Origin of the sequence: Amycolatopsis sp. NPDC051716, assembly GCF_040681595.1 — a bacterium.
Taxonomy (GTDB): Bacteria; Actinomycetota; Actinomycetes; order Mycobacteriales; family Pseudonocardiaceae; genus Amycolatopsis.
In genome coordinates this window covers 80,148-95,956 of sequence record NZ_JBFAZA010000016.1, presented here as the reverse complement: position 1 = coordinate 95,956, position 15,809 = coordinate 80,148, and the positions used below count along the sequence as shown (strand labels likewise).

19 protein-coding genes are annotated in these 15,809 nt (G+C 73.9%); 9 read left to right on the top strand and 10 right to left on the bottom strand.

All coding sequences use genetic code 11. The features are described 5' to 3' along the window. Positions 1 to 408: 408 nt before the first annotated feature. Complete coding sequence (locus AB0M30_RS23045; RefSeq protein WP_364586813.1) at positions 409 to 1,185, bottom strand: DUF1932 domain-containing protein; 777 nt, start codon at positions 1,183 to 1,185, stop codon at positions 409 to 411. A 76-nt stretch (positions 1,186 to 1,261) separates the two neighbouring features. Here AB0M30_RS23045 and AB0M30_RS23040 point away from each other — a divergent pair, with 76 nt between their 5' ends. The 3 genes from AB0M30_RS23040 to AB0M30_RS23030 all read left to right on the top strand — a co-directional run bounded on the left by AB0M30_RS23040 (position 1,262) and on the right by AB0M30_RS23030 (position 3,747). Beyond that, on the top strand, positions 1,262 to 1,936 hold the full coding sequence (locus AB0M30_RS23040; RefSeq protein WP_364586810.1) for a GntR family transcriptional regulator: 675 nt from the start codon (positions 1,262 to 1,264) through the stop codon (positions 1,934 to 1,936). A 78-nt stretch (positions 1,937 to 2,014) separates the two neighbouring features. Continuing rightward, entirely contained in the window at positions 2,015 to 2,719 is a 705-nt protein-coding gene (locus tag AB0M30_RS23035) for a 4-carboxy-4-hydroxy-2-oxoadipate aldolase/oxaloacetate decarboxylase (RefSeq protein ID WP_364586808.1), read from the top strand. Next, positions 2,716 to 3,747 (top strand): 4-oxalomesaconate tautomerase, encoded by a 1,032-nt coding sequence (locus AB0M30_RS23030; protein WP_364586805.1) that lies wholly within the window; start codon positions 2,716 to 2,718, stop codon positions 3,745 to 3,747. The genes AB0M30_RS23035 and AB0M30_RS23030 overlap by 4 nt, the downstream gene beginning before the upstream one ends. A 60-nt stretch (positions 3,748 to 3,807) precedes the next feature. Here the strand turns inward: AB0M30_RS23030 and AB0M30_RS23025 are convergent, their stop codons facing one another. Then, positions 3,808 to 4,356 (bottom strand): DUF2231 domain-containing protein, encoded by a 549-nt coding sequence (locus tag AB0M30_RS23025; RefSeq protein WP_364586802.1) that lies wholly within the window; start codon positions 4,354 to 4,356, stop codon positions 3,808 to 3,810. Positions 4,357 to 4,844: 488 nt separating this feature from the next. On the opposite strand from AB0M30_RS23025, the gene AB0M30_RS23020 reads away from it, so the two are divergent. Together AB0M30_RS23020 and AB0M30_RS23015 are read left to right on the top strand one after the other, a co-directional pair. Then, the gene (locus AB0M30_RS23020) at positions 4,845 to 6,059 is read left to right on the top strand and encodes an MFS transporter (protein ID WP_364586799.1); all 1,215 of its coding nucleotides are present in this window, start codon (positions 4,845 to 4,847) and stop codon (positions 6,057 to 6,059) included. Positions 6,060 to 6,301: 242 nt separating this feature from the next. After that, a complete protein-coding gene (locus AB0M30_RS23015; protein WP_364586796.1) occupies positions 6,302 to 7,564 on the top strand; it encodes a GGDEF domain-containing protein in 1,263 nt (420 codons plus the stop codon). A gap of 5 nt (positions 7,565 to 7,569) precedes the next feature. Here AB0M30_RS23015 and AB0M30_RS23010 read toward each other — a convergent pair whose 3' ends face one another. Further along, the gene (locus AB0M30_RS23010) at positions 7,570 to 8,565 is read right to left on the bottom strand and encodes a LacI family DNA-binding transcriptional regulator (protein ID WP_364586793.1); all 996 of its coding nucleotides are present in this window, start codon (positions 8,563 to 8,565) and stop codon (positions 7,570 to 7,572) included. Positions 8,566 to 8,646: 81 nt separating this feature from the next. On the opposite strand from AB0M30_RS23010, the gene AB0M30_RS23005 reads away from it, so the two are divergent. Together AB0M30_RS23005 and AB0M30_RS23000 are read left to right on the top strand one after the other, a co-directional pair. Then, a complete protein-coding gene (locus tag AB0M30_RS23005; RefSeq protein ID WP_364586790.1) occupies positions 8,647 to 9,489 on the top strand; it encodes a phytanoyl-CoA dioxygenase family protein in 843 nt (280 codons plus the stop codon). Between the two features lie 35 nt (positions 9,490 to 9,524). After that, on the top strand, positions 9,525 to 9,665 hold the full coding sequence (locus AB0M30_RS23000) for a hypothetical protein (protein WP_364586787.1): 141 nt from the start codon (positions 9,525 to 9,527) through the stop codon (positions 9,663 to 9,665). Between the two features lie 185 nt (positions 9,666 to 9,850). On the opposite strand, the gene AB0M30_RS22995 is transcribed toward AB0M30_RS23000, so the two are convergent. Continuing rightward, complete coding sequence (locus tag AB0M30_RS22995) at positions 9,851 to 9,973, bottom strand: hypothetical protein (RefSeq protein ID WP_255410490.1); 123 nt, start codon at positions 9,971 to 9,973, stop codon at positions 9,851 to 9,853. A 206-nt stretch (positions 9,974 to 10,179) separates the two neighbouring features. Here AB0M30_RS22995 and AB0M30_RS22990 point away from each other — a divergent pair, with 206 nt between their 5' ends. Next, positions 10,180 to 10,932, top strand: a complete 753-nt coding sequence (locus AB0M30_RS22990) for a ZIP family zinc transporter (protein ID WP_364586784.1) — start codon at positions 10,180 to 10,182, stop codon at positions 10,930 to 10,932. Here AB0M30_RS22990 and AB0M30_RS22985 read toward each other — a convergent pair. Next, positions 10,913 to 11,230, bottom strand: coding sequence for a hypothetical protein (locus AB0M30_RS22985; RefSeq protein WP_364586781.1), 318 nt, complete (start codon positions 11,228 to 11,230; stop codon positions 10,913 to 10,915). The two genes, AB0M30_RS22990 and AB0M30_RS22985, sit on opposite strands and share 20 nt — an antisense overlap. 26 nt (positions 11,231 to 11,256) lie before the next feature. After that, on the bottom strand, positions 11,257 to 11,856 hold the full coding sequence (locus AB0M30_RS22980) for an SRPBCC family protein (RefSeq protein WP_364586779.1): 600 nt from the start codon (positions 11,854 to 11,856) through the stop codon (positions 11,257 to 11,259). A 96-nt stretch (positions 11,857 to 11,952) separates the two neighbouring features. On the opposite strand from AB0M30_RS22980, the gene AB0M30_RS22975 reads away from it, so the two are divergent. After that, positions 11,953 to 12,588, top strand: coding sequence for a TetR/AcrR family transcriptional regulator (locus tag AB0M30_RS22975; RefSeq protein ID WP_364587083.1), 636 nt, complete (start codon positions 11,953 to 11,955; stop codon positions 12,586 to 12,588). 9 nt (positions 12,589 to 12,597) lie between these two features. Here the strand turns inward: AB0M30_RS22975 and AB0M30_RS22970 are convergent, their stop codons facing one another. The 4 genes from AB0M30_RS22970 to AB0M30_RS22955 form a co-directional block, all read right to left on the bottom strand. Further along, positions 12,598 to 13,464, bottom strand: coding sequence for a trypsin-like serine protease (locus AB0M30_RS22970; RefSeq protein ID WP_364586776.1), 867 nt, complete (start codon positions 13,462 to 13,464; stop codon positions 12,598 to 12,600). A 67-nt stretch (positions 13,465 to 13,531) separates the two neighbouring features. Continuing rightward, on the bottom strand, positions 13,532 to 14,173 hold the full coding sequence (locus tag AB0M30_RS22965) for a TetR/AcrR family transcriptional regulator (protein ID WP_364586773.1): 642 nt from the start codon (positions 14,171 to 14,173) through the stop codon (positions 13,532 to 13,534). Between the two features lie 87 nt (positions 14,174 to 14,260). Continuing rightward, positions 14,261 to 15,139, bottom strand: coding sequence for a CU044_5270 family protein (locus AB0M30_RS22960; RefSeq protein ID WP_364586770.1), 879 nt, complete (start codon positions 15,137 to 15,139; stop codon positions 14,261 to 14,263). Beyond that, positions 15,132 to 15,722 (bottom strand): RNA polymerase sigma factor, encoded by a 591-nt coding sequence (locus AB0M30_RS22955; RefSeq protein ID WP_364586767.1) that lies wholly within the window; start codon positions 15,720 to 15,722, stop codon positions 15,132 to 15,134. Before AB0M30_RS22955 ends, AB0M30_RS22960 begins: the two co-directional genes overlap by 8 nt. Between the last annotated feature and the right edge of the window lie 87 nt (positions 15,723 to 15,809).

The following is a 15,809-nucleotide window of genomic DNA, read 5'->3' as shown; positions in this document are numbered from 1 at the left end:
ACGGGGGCTGGCGTGTCAACGGTTCGGTGAGTGGGCGGGGTGTGCCGGCTGGTCGCGGACCGTGGGCCGTGGGCCGGGCGGTTGTGGGTCGGCCGCGTCTGTGCGGCGGGGGCTGGCGTGTCAACGGTTCGGTGAGTGGGCGAGGTGCGCCTGCTGGTCGTGGGCTGCGGGCCGGGCGGCTGTGGCTCGGCCGCGTCAGTGCGGCGAGGGCTGGCGTGTCAACGGTTCGGTGAGTGGGCGGGGTGTGCCGGCTGGTCGCGGGCCGTGGGCCGGGCGGCTGTGGCCCGGCCGCGTCAGTGCGGCGAGGGCTGGCATGTCAACGGTTCGGGTGAGTCGGTGAGGTGTGCCTGCGGGCCGCGGACCCGGCGGGCGTGGCTCGGCTGCGTCTCCGCGACGGCGGCCGGAGCGTCAACGGTTCGGTGAGTGGGCGAGGTGCGCCAGCTGGTCACGCGCCGCGGCGGCGACGTCGGCCCGGACGCCGAGCTCGCCGAGCATCTCGGCGGCCGCCGCCATCTCGGCGGTGCGGCGGACGGCGTGCCGGTACGAGCCGTCCACCAGCCTGTCCACAGTGGACGCACCCGCGGCGGTGAGCTCGGCGACGACGATCTGCCGCAGCCAGTCTTCGCAGCCGGTGGCCCGGGCGGCCTGCAGCGCCTCGACCACGGCGGCGGACATCCCCTTGAAGAAGACGCTGCGCAGCAGCTTGCGTTCGGCGGCGAGCCCGGCCTCGCCGGCCATCGTCTCGACGGCCGCGCCGAGCGGGTTGAGCGCCGCGGCGACCACGTCGGCCGCGGGCCCGGTGGCCAGCATCGGCACCCGCAGCCCCCGGCCGGGGACCGGGGCCATGATCGCCACGTCGGCGAAGGGAATCCGGTGCTCGGCCGCGAGGGCGGCGAGTTCGCGTTTGGTGCCGGGCGAAGCGGTGTTCAGGTCGGCCCAGGCGGCGCCCTCGGCCAGCCCGTCCAGGCCGGCCTCGAACGCCCGCCGGGCGGCCGAAGCGCTGTTGACGCTCAGGACGAGGTCCGCACCCCGGGCGGCGTCGGCCTCCGAGCCGGTGGGCACGATCCCGCCGGTGGCGGAAACCGCCGGGTCGTAGCCGCGCACGACGGCGCCGGCCGCCACCAGGTCGCGGGCCAGTGCGCCGCCGGCTTCGCCCAGGCCGAGTACGGCGATGGTTCCGGTCATAGCAAAATCCTCCTCGCCAGCTACGATCGAGTACACGATGTGCTCGACAAAATTGTCAACAAACGGAGCCGAGGCTATGACGGAGAGTGCGCCGGACCCGCAGCCGGGGGAGCGGTCCGCGGTGGCGGCCATCCGCGACGCCATCGTCCGCGGCGAGTTCGTGCCCAACCAGCGGCTGGTCGAGGCGGATCTGTCGGACCGGTTCGGGGCGAGCCGGGCGACGGTCCGGGCGGCGCTGATCGAGCTGACCAACGAAGGGCTCATCGAACGCGTGCAGAACCGCGGTGCCCGGGTGCGCGCGGTGTCGCTCGAAGAGGCTGTCGAAATCTCCGAGGTGCGCATGATGCTGGAGTCGCTCTGCGCGGCGAAGGCGGCGGAGCGCGTTTCGGACGCCGAGGTGGTCGAGCTGCGCGAACTGGGCGAGCGGATGCGGGCGGCCGTGGCGGGCGGGGACGTCGTCGGGTACTCGGGTCTCAACCAGCGGCTGCACCGCCGCATCCGCGAGATCAGCGGCCAGCGGACGGCCGCGCAGGTGCTGGAACGGCTTCGCGGGCAGAGCGTCCGGCACCAGTTCCGGCTGGCGATGCGCCCGGGCCGGCCGCAGGTCTCGCTCCCGGAGCACCTGGCGATCATCGACGCGATCTGCGCCCACCGGCCGGAACAGGCGGCCGAGGCCGCCCGGGCTCACCTGGGGAGCGTGATCGAGGCGCTGAAGGCGGCCGACGCCGAGGTCTCGCCGCTTCACTCCTGACCTGCGGCGATCGAAGCCTCCGCAGCCTGTGCGCCAAGATTGTTGACAATTTCGTCGACCGAATCGTACGGTGATGGCATGAACCCGGTCATCGTCACCGATCCGCCGCGCGCCGACCTCGACGAGGTGACGCGGCTGGCCGACTACGGCGTCGCCACCGTGCACGAGGCTCTCGGCCGCTCCGGCCTGCTTTCCGCCGGCCTCCGGCCGATCCAGGACGGCGCCCGCGTCGGCGGCACCGCCGTCACCGCCCTGTGCTGGCCCGGCGACAACCTGATGATCCACGCCGCCGTCGAGCAGTGCCGCGAAGGCGACCTCCTCGTCGTCACCACCACCTCGCCGTGCCGGGACGGCCTCTTCGGCGAGCTCTTCGCCACCGCGCTGCGCCGCCGCGGGGTGCGCGGGCTGGTCACCACCACCGGCGTCCGCGACGTCGCCGAGCTGCGCGCGCTCGGCTTTCCCGTCTGGTCGGCCGCGGTGAGCGCGCAGGGCACGGTCAAGGCGACCGCGGGCGCGGTCAACGTCCCCGTCGTCGTCGGCGGGCAGCTCGTCCGCCCCGGTGACGCCGTCCTGGCCGACGACGACGGCGTCCTGCTCGTCCGCCGCGAAGACGTCCGAAGTGGACTCGAGAAGGCGCAAGCCAGGCTGGCCAAGGAAGCCGCCGCCCGGGAAGCCTTCGCGAACGGCCAGCTCGGCCTGGACCGCTACGGCCTGCGCGAAAAACTCGAAGCGCTCGGCGTCCGGTACCTGACGGCCGAGGAGTACGCGAAGGAGCAGGCATGACCGGCGTGCGCTGCATGCTCATGCGCGGGGGCACGTCGAAGGGCGCCTACTTCCTCGCCGAAGACCTCCCGGCCGACCCGGCCGCCCGCGACGACCTGCTGCTGCGGATCATGGGCACCCCCGACCCGCGCCAGATCGACGGCCTCGGCGGCGCGCAGCCGGTCACCAGCAAGGTCGCCGTCGTCTCGCCGGCCACCGACGACGGCCACGACGTCGACTACCTGTTCCTGCAGCTCGGCGTGGAGGAGGCCACCGTCTCCGATCGCCAGACGTGCGGCAACCTCCTCGCCGGCGTCGGGCAGTTCGCCGTCGAGCGCGGGCTCGTGCCCGCCGGGCCGGACCGCACCACCGTCCGCGTGCGGTTGCTCAACACCGGCTCCATCGCGATCGCCGGCTTCCCCACCCCCGGCGGCGAAGTCGACTACCGCGGGGGCACGGCCATCTCCGGTGTGCCGGGCACCGCCGCCCCGGTCGAGCTCGACTTCACCGGCACCGAAGGGTCGACGTGCGGCAGCCTGCTGCCCACCGGCCACGTCCGCGACGAAATCGGCGGCATCGCCGTCACCTGCGTGGACAACGGGATGCCGGTCGTCGTCGCGCGCGCCGAAGACCTCGGCGACGGGCCGGACCTGGGCGAGCGGATCGACGCGCTGCGCATCGAGGCCGGGAAGCTGATGGGCCTCGGCGACGTCCGCGGCTCGTCCGTCCCGAAGACCACGCTGGTCGCCGCGCCACGCGACGGCGGCGCCATCGCCACCCGTACCTTCATCCCGGTCAAGCCGCACCCGTCGATCGGGGTGCTCGGCGGCGTCAGCGTCGTGACGGCGTTGCTGCTCGACGGCGCCGTCGGTGCCGAGCTCCTCCGGAAGCCGCCGTCCGGCGAGCCGATCGAGATCGAGCACCCGAGCGGCAAGCTCGCCGTCGGCATCGAGTTCGACACGACGGTCACGCCACCCCGGATCCGCCGGTCCACAGTGGTCCGCACGGCCCGGAAGCTGTTCGACGGCACCGTTTTCCCCCGGTACTGACGACCACGTCGAGCGGCTCACCCCGAGCCGGACGGCACGCCGCCGGTGCCCTGAGCGCGGTCAGCGCGCCTGCCAGCGGAAGAATCCGGAGCCCTGCGCGTAGGCGAGGTGCCCGCCGAGGGCACCGCCGGCGCTCGTCACCGCGAGGCCGAGCGCGCCGAGAACCCGGCCGTGGGCCACCCGGCCGCGCGTGCGCGCGGCGTAGGAGGCGCCGAAGAGGGCGATCGCGACGGCGTTGCCCGCGGCGTGGGCGAGACCGACCCGGCGCTGCCGTTCGTCGAGGTCGGCGTAGTCGAACAGGCCGAGGACCACGGCCGCGGGTGCGGCCAGCAGGCCGGTCGCGACCAGGCGGCGGGCCGCCTCTTCCTGGCCGGGCAGCAGGTCGAACAGCGCCGAGCACACCCATGCGCCGATCGGCACGGTGACGGCGAGGGGGTGCAGCGGGTGGCCCAGCCAGCGCCCGCGCAGCAGCCGGCCCGGGACGCTCGTGGCGGCCCGGCGCAGCCGGTAGGCAAGCGCGGTGGCGGGCACATCGAGCACTTCGGCATCCTCGACGGCCATCAGCGCCCGGTGCGGCGGGGCAGGGGTCTCACGGTCGGCTCTCTGCATGCCGTCCTGGCTACCCGGCTGGGCGCGGTCCAACCGCCTGCGCCGCGGGTGGACCGGCCGGGCGGCCGGCTATCCCTCTGCCGGGCGGGGTCTTGCCGCCGCCGTTGCGGGGTGGTCGGTTCGCCGGGGTGGGCCGGCTGGGCGGCCCACCTCTCTGCCGCCACGGTCCCACCGCCGCCGAGCGGCGTGGTGGGTTCCTTGCCTTGGGGTGGTCTGGCCGGGCGGCCCAGCCTCTCTGCCCGCCGCGGTCCCACCGCCGCCGTGCGGGCGTGGTCGGTTCGCTTGCGTCGGATCCAGCCCGGCCGAGCAACCCACACCGACCGTGGTTCAGCCGGCCCGGCGCCCCACCGACCGTCGTTCAGCCGGCCGGGCGACCCCACCGCCCGTGCCCCACCTCCGTCGATGGTGGCGGACCTCGCCACGCGCTACCGTGAGCGTCTTGGGCAACGCTCTGCGTGACACGGTGAGGGCCGGCCTGGGGGTGGGGGATGGGTGTGACGCGGTCCGCGTTCGCGGTACGCGGCTTCCGCCTGCTCTGGCTCGCGGGCCTGCTCTCGGTCGCAGGTGACCAGCTCGCCCGGGTCGCCTTGTCGATACTCGTCTTCCAGCGCACCGGTTCCGCCGCACTGAGCGCCGCCACCTATGCCCTGTCGATGCTGCCCGCGCTCGTGTCCGGCGCGCTGCTGTCGTGGCTGGCCGACCGGTACCCGCGGCGCCGCGTCATGGTGGCCTGCGACGGGATCCGGGCGGCGCTCGTCGCCGTGATGGCCGTGCCCGCCGTGCCCTTGCCGCTGATGGCCGGGCTGCTCGTGCTGGTGCAGCTGGCCGAAGCGCCGTTCTCCGCCGCCCAAGGCGCCGTCCTGCCCGAGCTGCTGGGCAGCCGGTACGAGGCGGGACAAACCGTTCACCAGGTCACCACGCAGCTGTGCCTGGTACTCGGGTTCGCGGCGGCCGCGTTCGTGGTCACCGGGGTCGGCGCGCACGCCGCCCTGGCCGTCGACGCCGCCACCTTCGCCGCCTCCGGCCTGCTGATCCGGGCCGGCCTCGGCCGCCACCCGCCGCCCGCCGTCGCGGCACACGAGGCGACGTGGTGGCGGCGGATCGCCGCCGGCGCGGTGGCCGTCAGCCGGGATCGCACCCTGGGCACGCTGGTGTGGCTGGGCTGGCTGGCGTTGTTCACCGTCGTCCCCGAGGGGCTCGCCGTCCCGTTCGCCCAGCAGGCCGGGGTGGGCGGCGAATGGATCGGGGTGCTGCTCGCCGCGGAGCCGGCGGGCGCGGTCGTCGGCGCGCTGCTGCTGCGGCGGGTCGCCCGGCCGGTGCGGGTGCGCGCACTCGGCGTGCTGGCGGTCGGGACGGCGGCGCCGCTGGTGGCCTTCTGGGGCCGGCCGACCCTGGGCACGGCGCTGGTGCTGCTGTTCGTCTCCGGGCTGTGCTCGGCCTACCAGGTCACCGCGGGCGCGACGTTCGTCCAGCTGTCCCCGCCGCGGGTGCGCGGGCGGACCCTCGGGTTCGCGCGCACCGGCATGATCGCCGGGCAGGGGCTCGGGATCGTGGCCGGCGGTGTCCTCGCCCAGCTGGTCGGGCCGGCCGCGGCGATCGCCTGGGCGGGAACCGCGGGAGCGCTCGTCGCGCTCGTCGCGGCCGCGGCCTGGGCGCGCCGCCGGCCGGACGCCGTTTCGGCGGCCCTCCCGGCCGAGGCCTGAGTTCGTCACCAGCCTTTGTCGCTCATCGCGGGCTCCTTCCCGGTGGCAGGGGAGTGGGGACTCGGTTCACCAGCCCTTGTCGCTCATCGGCTCGCCTTTCCGTGCGGTTCCTCCGGTGCCGGATACCCGGGAATCGTCTCAGCCGCCCGGTCGGGTCGCGATGGCGGGAAACACCTGACATCCGGCCGTGACGCGACTACCCTGGGCGATCGGGGCATCACCGGCGCGGGGGAGGCGCTGCGATGGGGGAAAACGTGGTCACCGGCGGGGGCCGGTCGCCATCGGGGTGGAAGCTGTGGTCGTTGCCGGGGCGGGTGCGGTTCCTCGTCCTGGGCGTGGACCTGCTGGCGTTCGGCGTGCTGGTGCTCTCGGCCCGCGCGGCGCCGACACCGGAGCAGTGGGTGACGGCGGGCTGGCTCGCGGCGGCGGCGTTGCCGCACCTGCACGCCTCCCACCTCATCGAACGGCGGCGGCGCGATCGCGAGGGCACCCCATACGTCGACCTCTGCAGCGTCTGGATCTTCGCCGGGGCGATCGCGGTGCCCCTGGTGCTCGAACTGGTGCTGGTGGCGGTGATCTACGCCCACCGCTGGGCGCTGGTCAACCGGTTCGACGCGGTCCGGCCGCCGCACCGCACCGTGTACACCGCCGCCACGCTCGCGCTGGCCGCGGCCGCCGCGGCCGCCGTGCTGCGCTCGACCGGCGTCCACGAGCACCTCGCCGGTGGCGCCCGGCCCGGCTGGGCCGACCTGGCCGCCGTGATCGTCGCGGCGGCGGTGCAGTGGGCGGTCAACACCGGGCTCGTCGGCACGGCCATCGCCTGGACGGTCACCGTCGAACACCCGCGCCGGCTGATCGGCAGCGCGTCGGACAACCTGCTGGAGGTCAGCCAGCTCGCACTGGGCGTGTTCGTCGCGCTCGCCCTGCTCTGGTGGCCGCCGGCCGCGCTGCTGATGATCATCCCGACGTTCGCGCTGCACCAGTGCGTCCAGCTCGACCAGCTCAAGCTCGCCGCCCGCACCGACCAGCGCACCGGGCTGCTCAACGCGATCGCCTGGCACGATCAGGCCGAGCTCGCGCTCGAGCGCACCCGCGGCCGGATCGGGGTGCTGATGATCGACCTCGACTGGTTCAAGCGCATCAACGACACCCACGGCCACCCGGTCGGCGACGACGTCCTCGCCGAGGTGGCCACCGTGCTCACCCGGACCGTCCGGCGCGGGGACACGGTCGGCCGGTACGGCGGCGAGGAGTTCGCGGTCCTGCTGCCCGACGTCGACGAAGCCGAGGTCCGCGCGATCGCCGAGCGGATCCGCGTCCGGATCCGGGCGCTGCGCATCACCGCGCCGACGGGCGAGGCGGTGACGCTGTCGGCGACGATCGGCGCGGCACTGGATCCGTCCGCGCCGGGAGCCGGCCTCGACGAGATGATCCGCGCGGCCGACGACGCGCTGTACGCGGGCAAGAAGGCGGGCCGCGATCGGGTGGCCGTCGCCGGCTGCTGACACGCTCAGCTCGATTCGCGCACTTCCAGGTGGTGCGGCGCGACGATCGACCGCGGGGGTTCCGGGTCGGCGGCCTGCCGGGCCAGGCGGTCCAGGGCGAGTTCGGCGATCCGGTCCTTGTCCGGCGACACGGTCGTCAGGGCCGGCACGCTGTAGCGGCCGTCTTCGATGTCGTCGAACCCCACCAGGGCCACGGATCCGGGCACCGCGACACCGCGGTCGGCGGCGGCCCGCACCGCGCCCAGCGCCAGTTCGTCGGTGAAGCAGAAGACGGCGTCGGGCGGGTCGGGCAGCTCCAGCAGGCCCAGCATCGCCCGGTGGCCGTCGGCCCGGTGCAGGCGCCGCACCGGGACCTCGAGCTCCGGCTCGGCGGGCAGGCCCGCCTCGGCCAGCGCCTGCCGGTAGCCGGCGAGACGCTGCCGCGCGGTCGCGTTCAGCGAGCGCGGCTGGATGCCCAGCGCCGCGACGCGGCGGCGGCCCGAGGCCAGCAGGTGCCGGGTGGCCTCGCGCGCGGCGGCGACGTTGTCGATGGCGACGTGGTCGACGCCGGCGGTGCCGTCGTGCTCGCCGAGCAGCACCAGCGGAACGGTGTCGGTGCGCGCGGCCAGTTCCGCGGGGGCCACCGCCCACGGGCTGAACAGGACCCCGTCGACCAGCTGGCTGCGCCGGCCGTGCAGCAGCTCCTTCTCGCGCTCGGCGTCCCCGTCGGTCTGGTCGATGAGCACGGTCAGGCCCCGGGCACCGGCGATCCGGACCGTCCGCGCGGCGAGCTCGGCGAAGTACGGCGAGTCGATCTCGGGGATCACCAGCGCCACCAGCCCGGTCCGGCCGCGCCGCAGGGTGCGCGCGGCCAGGTTGGGCCGGTAGCCGAGCGCGTCGATGCTCGCCTGCACGCGTTCCCGCGTCGCCGGGGCCACGTACCGGAACCCGTTGACCACGTTGGACACCGTGCGCACCGAGACACCGGCGTGCTCGGCCACGTCACGCAGTTTCGGGTTCACCGGCGCAGCGTACCTCTTGCAACGTGGCATGCCACGTTGCAAACTGAGCTGCCACGCCGTCGTGCTCGTCAGGAGGCCCGGATGACCGCGCACCAGACCGCCCCCGCTCCGCTGCCCGCCGCCGAACTCGCGGCGCTGACCGAGCGCCTCGGCTCGGACGGCATCATCGGCCTGCCCGGCGCGTTCTCCCGGGACTGGGTGCGGCGGCTCGGCGAAGACATCGACGCGGCGTTCGCCGAGGCCCGCGCCCGCCCGGGCGGGGCCGTCGGCCGCGGGCCGAACCGCTTCTACGTCGAGATCCACCCGGAGCAGCTGCGCGGGTTCACCGAACTGGCCGGCCACCCGTGGATCACGGCGGTCGCCGAGGCGGTGCTGGGGCCGGCGTACCGGATCGTCGAAGTGGGCTTCGACGTCCCGCTCGAAGGCGCGGTGGACCAGCCCTGGCACCGGGACTTCCCGATGCCCGCGGAAACCGCGCGCGAGGGGCGGCTGACGTCGCTGGCGGTGAACGTGACCGCCGTCGACACCGAGCCGGACATGGGGCCGTTCGAGATCGCGCCCGGCACCCACCGCGACGACGGCAGCGCGTTCGACCACGGCATGTTCCCGCCCCGGGAAGCCTGGCCGCGGTACCGCGAACTCGCGACCCGCAAGTTCCCGCGGATGGGCGACATCTCGATCCGGTCGGCCCTCACGGTCCACCGCGGCACCGCGAACCACTCCGCGAAGTCCCGCCCGGTCCTGGTGCTGGGTCTCGACGCGCCGGGGGCGGGCAACGACGCCCGCCACGACACGGCGGTCACCCGCGAATTCTGGGCGTCCCTGCCGGAATCCGTGCGCGCCCACCTGCACTGCCCGGTCGTCGACGTCCTGCGGCCGATCACCCAGAAGCACACGATCGAGGGGCTCGTGATGGGAGCTTGATGTTTGGCCGCCCCGGACGCGGGCACCTGGTTGCCATGGCTGATGCGGGAATCACCGAAATGACGGGCCGGGCCGGCGTCGTCGCGGGGCTGCGCCGCGTACTGCTCGCCTTCGGGGTCGGCGGTGCGCTGGCGTGCCTCGCCTGGATGGCGTTGTGGCTGGCCATGCACGTCTAGTGTCGCGCGTCCGAAGTTCAGTGACAGCGGCCCAGTCCCCGAGCGCCCCAATGTGGCCTTGGTTGCGTTCAACGCACCGAAGGCCACATTGGGGCGCTCTTCCCGGACGTCAAACAACTTGCGACGCGCGACACTAGATCTGCCGGCTCCGGCCACGCGCGGTGCGTCGTGGCCGGAGCCTGGTGTCACTGGCAGGCTTCGCAGTCCGGGTCGTCGATGCGGCAGGCGGCGCCGTCGGTGAGCGGGAAGTCGAAGTCCTCCAGCTCGGGCACGGCGACGGACTCTTCCGGGGTGGTGGTGGCGGACATGGGCCCTCCCTTGTGGACGAACGGGTTCTCCTGGGTGTAGCGCCGAAGATCGCCGGGCATTCCGTGACGCGCACCACACCGGCGACGCCGCGGCGATCAGGCTCGGCCGGATGTCCACGCACCTCGGGACCAGGTTTTGTGTCCGCGACGGCCGTCGTGGGTAGTCCCCTCCCGGACGATCACGGACTCGGCGGAAGGTGGCTGTCGTGCCGCAGTGGGTGGAGGCGGGGCTGTGGGGCCTCGTCGGCGGGGCCGCGCTGGTGCTCGGCGCCGCCGTGGCCTGGTGGGTGCGGGTGTCGCGGCGGGTCGTCGCCGGGATCATGGCCTTCGGGGCCGGCGTGCTCATCTCCGCGCTCGCGTTCGACCTCGTCGACGAAGCGCAGCGGGCCGGCGGGCTCTGGCCGACCGCCGGCGGCTTCCTGGGCGGCGCCGCCGTGTACGTCCTGATCAACGTGCTCCTCGCCCGGCGGGGTGCCCGGCACCGCAAGCGTTCCGGGGATCAGCAACCGTCCGAACAGGACACCGCGGGCAGCGGGGCCGCCATCGCCGTCGGTGCCCTGCTCGACGGGATCCCGGAATCCGTCGTGCTCGGCGTGTCGCTGCTCGGCGGCGGGGGCGTCGGGGTCACCGTGCTCGCCGCCGTGTTCATTTCGAACGTCCCCGAAGGCCTGTCCAGCGCCGCCGGCATGAAGGCCGCCGGCCGCGGCGCCCGGTACGTCTTCGGCGTCTGGAGCGGCATCGCGATCGCCAGCGGGCTCGCCGCCCTGGTCGGCAACCTCCTGCTGCGGACCGCGTCCCCCGCGACCGTCGCCGCCATCACGGCGGTGGCCGCGGGCGCGATCCTCGCCATGATCGCCGACACCATGATCCCCGAGGCGTTCGAACGCACCGAGCTCTACACCGGCCTGCTCGCCACCATCGGCTTCCTCACCGCGTTCGTCATCGAGCACGCCGGCTGAGGGCGACCGCGACCACGACGCCCGCCGCGGTGAACAACGCGGTGGCCAGGGGACTCAGGAACTTCGACAGGCTCGGTGCGCTGCTCGGCCCGGCCAGCCACGCCGTCAGCACGCCGGCGTAGACCACGGCGAGGGCGGCGGCCCACCGGCGCCGCGCCCGCCGCCGCAGCGCACCGATCAGCACGACGGCGATGGGCACGCCCGACAGCAGCGCGAACTGACCGGCCACCAGGACCGGGACGGACCAGGCCGCGACGAGGACGGCCTTCGAGGTGCGGGGCGGGGCGGTGGTGGTCATCGTCTTCTCCTCCTGGGGAACGAAGCTCAGCGGGCTTCGGCGGTGGTCTTGAGGTCGGCGAGCCAGGCGTCGAGCCCGGAGGCCAGGTAGCGGATGGCGGTGGCGGGGTCGGCCTCGATCTGCTCGCCCGTCCAGCTCTCCTCGGTGCGGACGAGCACGCCGCCCCGCACCGGCGTGAACGTCCAGACGTGCACGCCGCGGTCGATGCGCAGGCCGTCGCCGATCGCCGGGCCGGTCCAGCGGACGCACCGGCCGGGCTGCAGCTGCCCGACCGTCGAGGTGATGACCAGGGTGGTCGCCGGGGTCGTGGGGGTGGGCGGCGCCGGCGTGGTCCAGCGGAACCGCGAACCCGGCCGCAGCGGCCCGGCGTCGAGCCGCCGCGCGGTGGTGACGGCCGGCTGCCAGGCGGGCCAGCCCGCCACGTCGGTGTGCAGCTTCCAGACCGCGGCGGCCGGCGCCTTGATCAGCGTTTCGGTCCGGTAGTGGAGCCGCGCCGCCGGATCGATGCCCACGCCGCGGCAGCTCGGGGCCGTCGCCGGGGTGGCCTCGGCCGGGGCGGCGGTGCCCGCGAGCCCCGCGGCGACCGAGAGGGCGAGCAGGGTGGAACGGAGCCGGGTGCCGGTCATGGTGTCCTCCGGGTGGTTAGTGCTTCTTCGGATAGTTAGAAGCTATAACCAGCGTGGCGTGAGTGTCAATAGGAAAAGTGATAACCTCTAACGGTGATGAGCGAGAGCCCGCGAGAGCGTTATCGAGCCCAGGTGCGCGAGGAGATCAAGCGCCACGCGTGGGAGCAGATCGCCGCGGCCGGGGTGCCCGCCCTGTCGCTCAACGCGATCGCGAAGCAGCTGGGCATGAGCGGGCCGGCGCTGTACCGGTACTTCGCGAGCCGGGACGAGCTGATCACCGCCCTGATCCGGGACGCCTACCGCAGCCTCGCCGACACCGTCCGCGCCGCCCGCGACGCCGGGGCCGGCCTGCCCGGGCTGGCGGGCACCATCGGCGACTGGGCGCGCCGCGATCCGCAGCGGTACTTCCTGATCTACGGCACGCCCGTGCCCGGCTACCACGCGCCGGGCGACACCACCGCGATCTCGTCCGAGGTCATGGCGGTGCTGATCGAAGCCTGCGCCGACGAGCCGGCCGGCGAGCCGCCGACGCCGTTCGACACGCACCTCGAGATCCACCGCGAGTGGGCGGGCGGCCACCCCGCGCCGGCCGCGGCCCTGCACCGCGCGCTGTCCTTCTGGATCCGCCTGCACGGGGTGCTGTCCCTCGAGCTGGCGGGCCACTTCGCCGGCATGAAGTTCGACCCGGACCTGCTGATCGCCGAAGAACTGGCCGCCCTGCGGGAGAGCTGACCGCCGGGGTCAGCCCGTTTGTTCGCGGATCCAGTCCGCCACGACGTCCACCCGGGCGATGGTCTCGGCGCCGGGCTGCGGGCATGGCGGACCGGTGTTGACGATGGCCACCAGCGTCCCGGTGCGGTCGTCGTCCGACACGAAGAACGGCCCGCCCGAGTCCTCCGGGCACGGGCCGTTTTCGACCGTGCGCTTGCCGACCGGCTGGGCCTCCAGGGTGGCCTGGCCGATGCCCGACACCGTGAACCGCCCGCGTTTGAGGTGGTCGGACGGGCCGAGCACGGTCGCCGAGAGCGAACCCCACCCGGCGAACTCGAGCTGCTTCCCGACCGGCGGCCGGCTCGTGGCCAGCGCCACCGGGACGATGTCGTGGATCTGGCGGCCGAGCTTGGCCACCGCCAGGTCGTTCACCGGCGACTGCCGGACGTCGACGACCTCGGTCGTGTACCCGCCGGGATCGGTGTCCTTCAGCCGTCCGACGGTGACGGTCATGGTGTACGGCGGCCGCCCGCCGATCCGGGCGTCCTTCAGGTCGTGGAAGCAGTGCCCGGCGGTGACGATCCACTGCGGCGCGACCAGCGCCCCGCTGCAGGCGCCGTTGCGCACCCCGCCGCCCGGGACGGGGATGTCGTCGGACGTCAGCTTCGCGTTGAACGGCAGCGTCGGGTTCGGGGCCGGCCGGGCGGACGTCACCGGTTCCCTGGCCGGGGCCGCGGTGTCGGGCAGGCTGTGCCCGCCGGCCGCCGCGGCCAGGATCGGGCCCGCGACCGTCACCCCGGTCGCGGCGTGGGCGAACGCGAGGCCGGCGCCGGTCAGCACCGCGACCGCCACCGCTCGTGCCCGGAACTGCCGTCGTCGATCCGAAGAGGTCCTCACACCTCTAATGCACGGGTGGGAGCCCGGAATGGTTGCGAGAACCGGGCGGTACTTGCATCCGCGCCGGTCAGCCGCGTCGGCGGCGGGCCGGCTTCTTCGCCGCGATCGCCGGCCACAGCACCGACACGACCGCTTCGGGGATTTCGTCCCGGCTCTCGCCGCGGTAGAAGGCGGCGAAGTAGCTGCCGAAGCACAGCGTCGCGATGGTGTGCTTGTCGATGCCGCCGGCGACATCGCCGCTCTCCTGCAGCTGGGTCAGCACGTTTTCGACGAGCGTGACCCGCGGTTCGACGGCGTGCTCCCGGAGGATCCCGAGCAGCTCCGGTGTCCGGATCGCTTCGCCGGCGAAGTTGCCCATGAGCACCATGGCGTCCGGGTTGAAGTACGCGGGATCGAGCCGCCGGACGGCTTCGGTGAACGCCTCGCGCGGGGCCATTTCGGTCAGGTCGACGGTGTAGGAGTCGCGCTGCTTGCGGAAGCCGTAGTCGAGCGCGTCGACGACGAGGTCGAACTTGGTGCGCCACCGCCGGTACAGCGTCGGACGGCTGACCCCGGCGTCCGACGCGATGTCGCCGATGGTCATGAGGGAGTAGCCGTCGCGGACGAGGCGCTCGCGGGTGGCCAGGATGATCGCTTCGTCGAGCGCGGCGTCGCGGGGACGCCCGCCCGGCCGCGGCGCTTCCGGGTTCGTCTCGCGTGCCGGCGCCATGGGGGAGAGCCTAATCGATCCGTTACGGCACGTCGTCGTAACGGACGGCCCGCCGGGACCCGGTCCGAGTCCCGGCGGGCCGGGTGGTCAGGGGCGCTGCCCCACCTCGTCGACGTAGGTCTTCACCGTCACCGCGCTGTCGGTCGTGCCCAGGAACTGGTACGTGGTGGCGTCGAAGACCAGCACGATCGGCTTCGCTTTCGGGCCCGAACCGGGGGACACCGGGAATTCGATCCCGACGCCCGGGCGGCCGGCGCCGTCGGTGACGTGGTCCAGGGCCGTCAGGCCTGGCACCCTGGCCGCCGCCTCGAACAGCGCCGCGTAGGACGCCGGCTGGAGGACCTGCTCGTAGGCGAGGCCGTACACGGTCTTGCCGATGTAGCCGGCCCGCCCTTCGCGATCCTCCTCCTTGTCGTAGAGGTAGGCCAGCATCGCGTCGGCCGTCGTCGGCAGGTCGGTCCGGTAGGCCCGCCTGGGTGTGCAGTCCTCGAGCGTCCCTTCGAAGCGGGGGTCGTTCGTGCCGTACATCGGCGCCTTGCCGTTGCGGCAGCCCCCTTCCTTGAAGCTGCCGATCAGGCTGTCGCGGGTGCCGTCGACCGAGAGCCAGACCTCGCGGTTGGGGGGAATGGTGTATTCGGTCTTCACGTACAGGAACTGGTCGGGCCGGGGTGGCTTGGCCGGCTCCTTCAGCGCGGTGTTCGCCGCCGCGGTCAGCACCTTGACCGGGTCGGCGTGCGCCACACCCGCCCCGACGCCGACCTGGTCGGCCGGGGTCAGTGCGACGACGGCGGTGATCGCCGCGGCCAGGCCGATCGAGGCACCGGCGAGCCAGAACCAGCGGCGCGGCCGGTGCCGCCGCTCGCCGCGCGCGGCGGCCAGCAGCCGCTCGCGGGCCGGAGCGAGGTGCTCGGCCGGCGCGAAGCCGACGGTGTCCGCGCGGCGGCGGATCAGGTCCAGTTCATCCATGACCCGAGGTCTCCTTCACGAGGTCGAAGGCGCCGAGCTCGGCGCGGACGCGGCCGCGAGCCCGGCTGAGGCGGGATTTGACGGTGCCGACGGGGATGTCGAGCGCTTCGGCGACTTCCTGGTAGGCCAGGCCTTCCGCGGCGACGAGCAGCAGGACGTCCCGCTCGCGGGGCCGCAGGGCGGCCAGGGCCCGGTCGAGCCGCGTGGCGAGGGCCCGCGCGGTGACCTGGTCGGCGACCCGGTCGGCGTGCCCTTCGTCGGCGGCCGGCGGTCCGACGGCCAGCCGGAGCTTCAGCTCGCGCACTTCCGTCCGCCGGTGCCGGGAAATGAGGTTCGTGGCGATGCCGTAGAGCCACGGCCGGGCGTCGGACCGGGCCGGGTCGAACTTCGCCCGCTTGTCGAAGGCGATCAGGAACGTGTCGGCCAGGACGTCGTCGGCGGTCGCCGGGCCGAGCCGCCGGGCCACGTAGCGGTGGATGTGCCGAGAGTGGCGGTCGAAGATGACCGCGAACAGGCTCGGCTCGTGCCGCGACCGCGCGATCACGCTCGCGTCGTCGTCGGCATCGGTGTCTTCCGGGGTCATCGCCCGCCTTTCGATCCAGCCAGTGTCATGAGCTGTTCTCAGGCGGCGTGCGACGCGTTCCGGAATCGGCGCGGATCAGCAAAGGAA

Excerpts from the sequence above, each read along its gene's own strand:
- AB0M30_RS23000 (WP_364586787.1), top strand. The coding sequence starts at position 9,525 with ATGGCTGATGCGGGAATCACCGAAATGACGGGCCGGGCCGGCGTCGTC.
- AB0M30_RS23005 (WP_364586790.1), top strand. The coding sequence starts at position 8,647 with ATGACCGCGCACCAGACCGCCCCCGCTCCGCTGCCCGCCGCCGAACTC.
- AB0M30_RS23030 (WP_364586805.1), top strand. The coding sequence starts at position 2,716 with ATGACCGGCGTGCGCTGCATGCTCATGCGCGGGGGCACGTCGAAGGGC.
- AB0M30_RS22960 (WP_364586770.1), bottom strand. The coding sequence starts at position 15,139 with ATGGATGAACTGGACCTGATCCGCCGCCGCGCGGACACCGTCGGCTTC.
- AB0M30_RS23020 (WP_364586799.1), top strand. The coding sequence starts at position 4,845 with ATGGGTGTGACGCGGTCCGCGTTCGCGGTACGCGGCTTCCGCCTGCTC.
- AB0M30_RS22985 (WP_364586781.1), bottom strand. The coding sequence starts at position 11,230 with ATGACCACCACCGCCCCGCCCCGCACCTCGAAGGCCGTCCTCGTCGCG.
- AB0M30_RS22980 (WP_364586779.1), bottom strand. The coding sequence starts at position 11,856 with ATGACCGGCACCCGGCTCCGTTCCACCCTGCTCGCCCTCTCGGTCGCC.
- AB0M30_RS23045 (WP_364586813.1), bottom strand. The coding sequence starts at position 1,185 with ATGACCGGAACCATCGCCGTACTCGGCCTGGGCGAAGCCGGCGGCGCA.
- AB0M30_RS23025 (WP_364586802.1), bottom strand. The coding sequence starts at position 4,356 with ATGCAGAGAGCCGACCGTGAGACCCCTGCCCCGCCGCACCGGGCGCTG.
- AB0M30_RS23035 (WP_364586808.1), top strand. The coding sequence starts at position 2,015 with ATGAACCCGGTCATCGTCACCGATCCGCCGCGCGCCGACCTCGACGAG.
- AB0M30_RS22965 (WP_364586773.1), bottom strand. The coding sequence starts at position 14,173 with ATGGCGCCGGCACGCGAGACGAACCCGGAAGCGCCGCGGCCGGGCGGG.
- AB0M30_RS22955 (WP_364586767.1), bottom strand. The coding sequence starts at position 15,722 with ATGACCCCGGAAGACACCGATGCCGACGACGACGCGAGCGTGATCGCG.
- AB0M30_RS22995 (WP_255410490.1), bottom strand. The coding sequence starts at position 9,973 with ATGTCCGCCACCACCACCCCGGAAGAGTCCGTCGCCGTGCCCGAGCTG.
- AB0M30_RS23040 (WP_364586810.1), top strand. The coding sequence starts at position 1,262 with ATGACGGAGAGTGCGCCGGACCCGCAGCCGGGGGAGCGGTCCGCGGTG.
- AB0M30_RS23015 (WP_364586796.1), top strand. The coding sequence starts at position 6,302 with ATGGGGGAAAACGTGGTCACCGGCGGGGGCCGGTCGCCATCGGGGTGG.
- AB0M30_RS22975 (WP_364587083.1), top strand. The coding sequence starts at position 11,953 with ATGAGCGAGAGCCCGCGAGAGCGTTATCGAGCCCAGGTGCGCGAGGAG.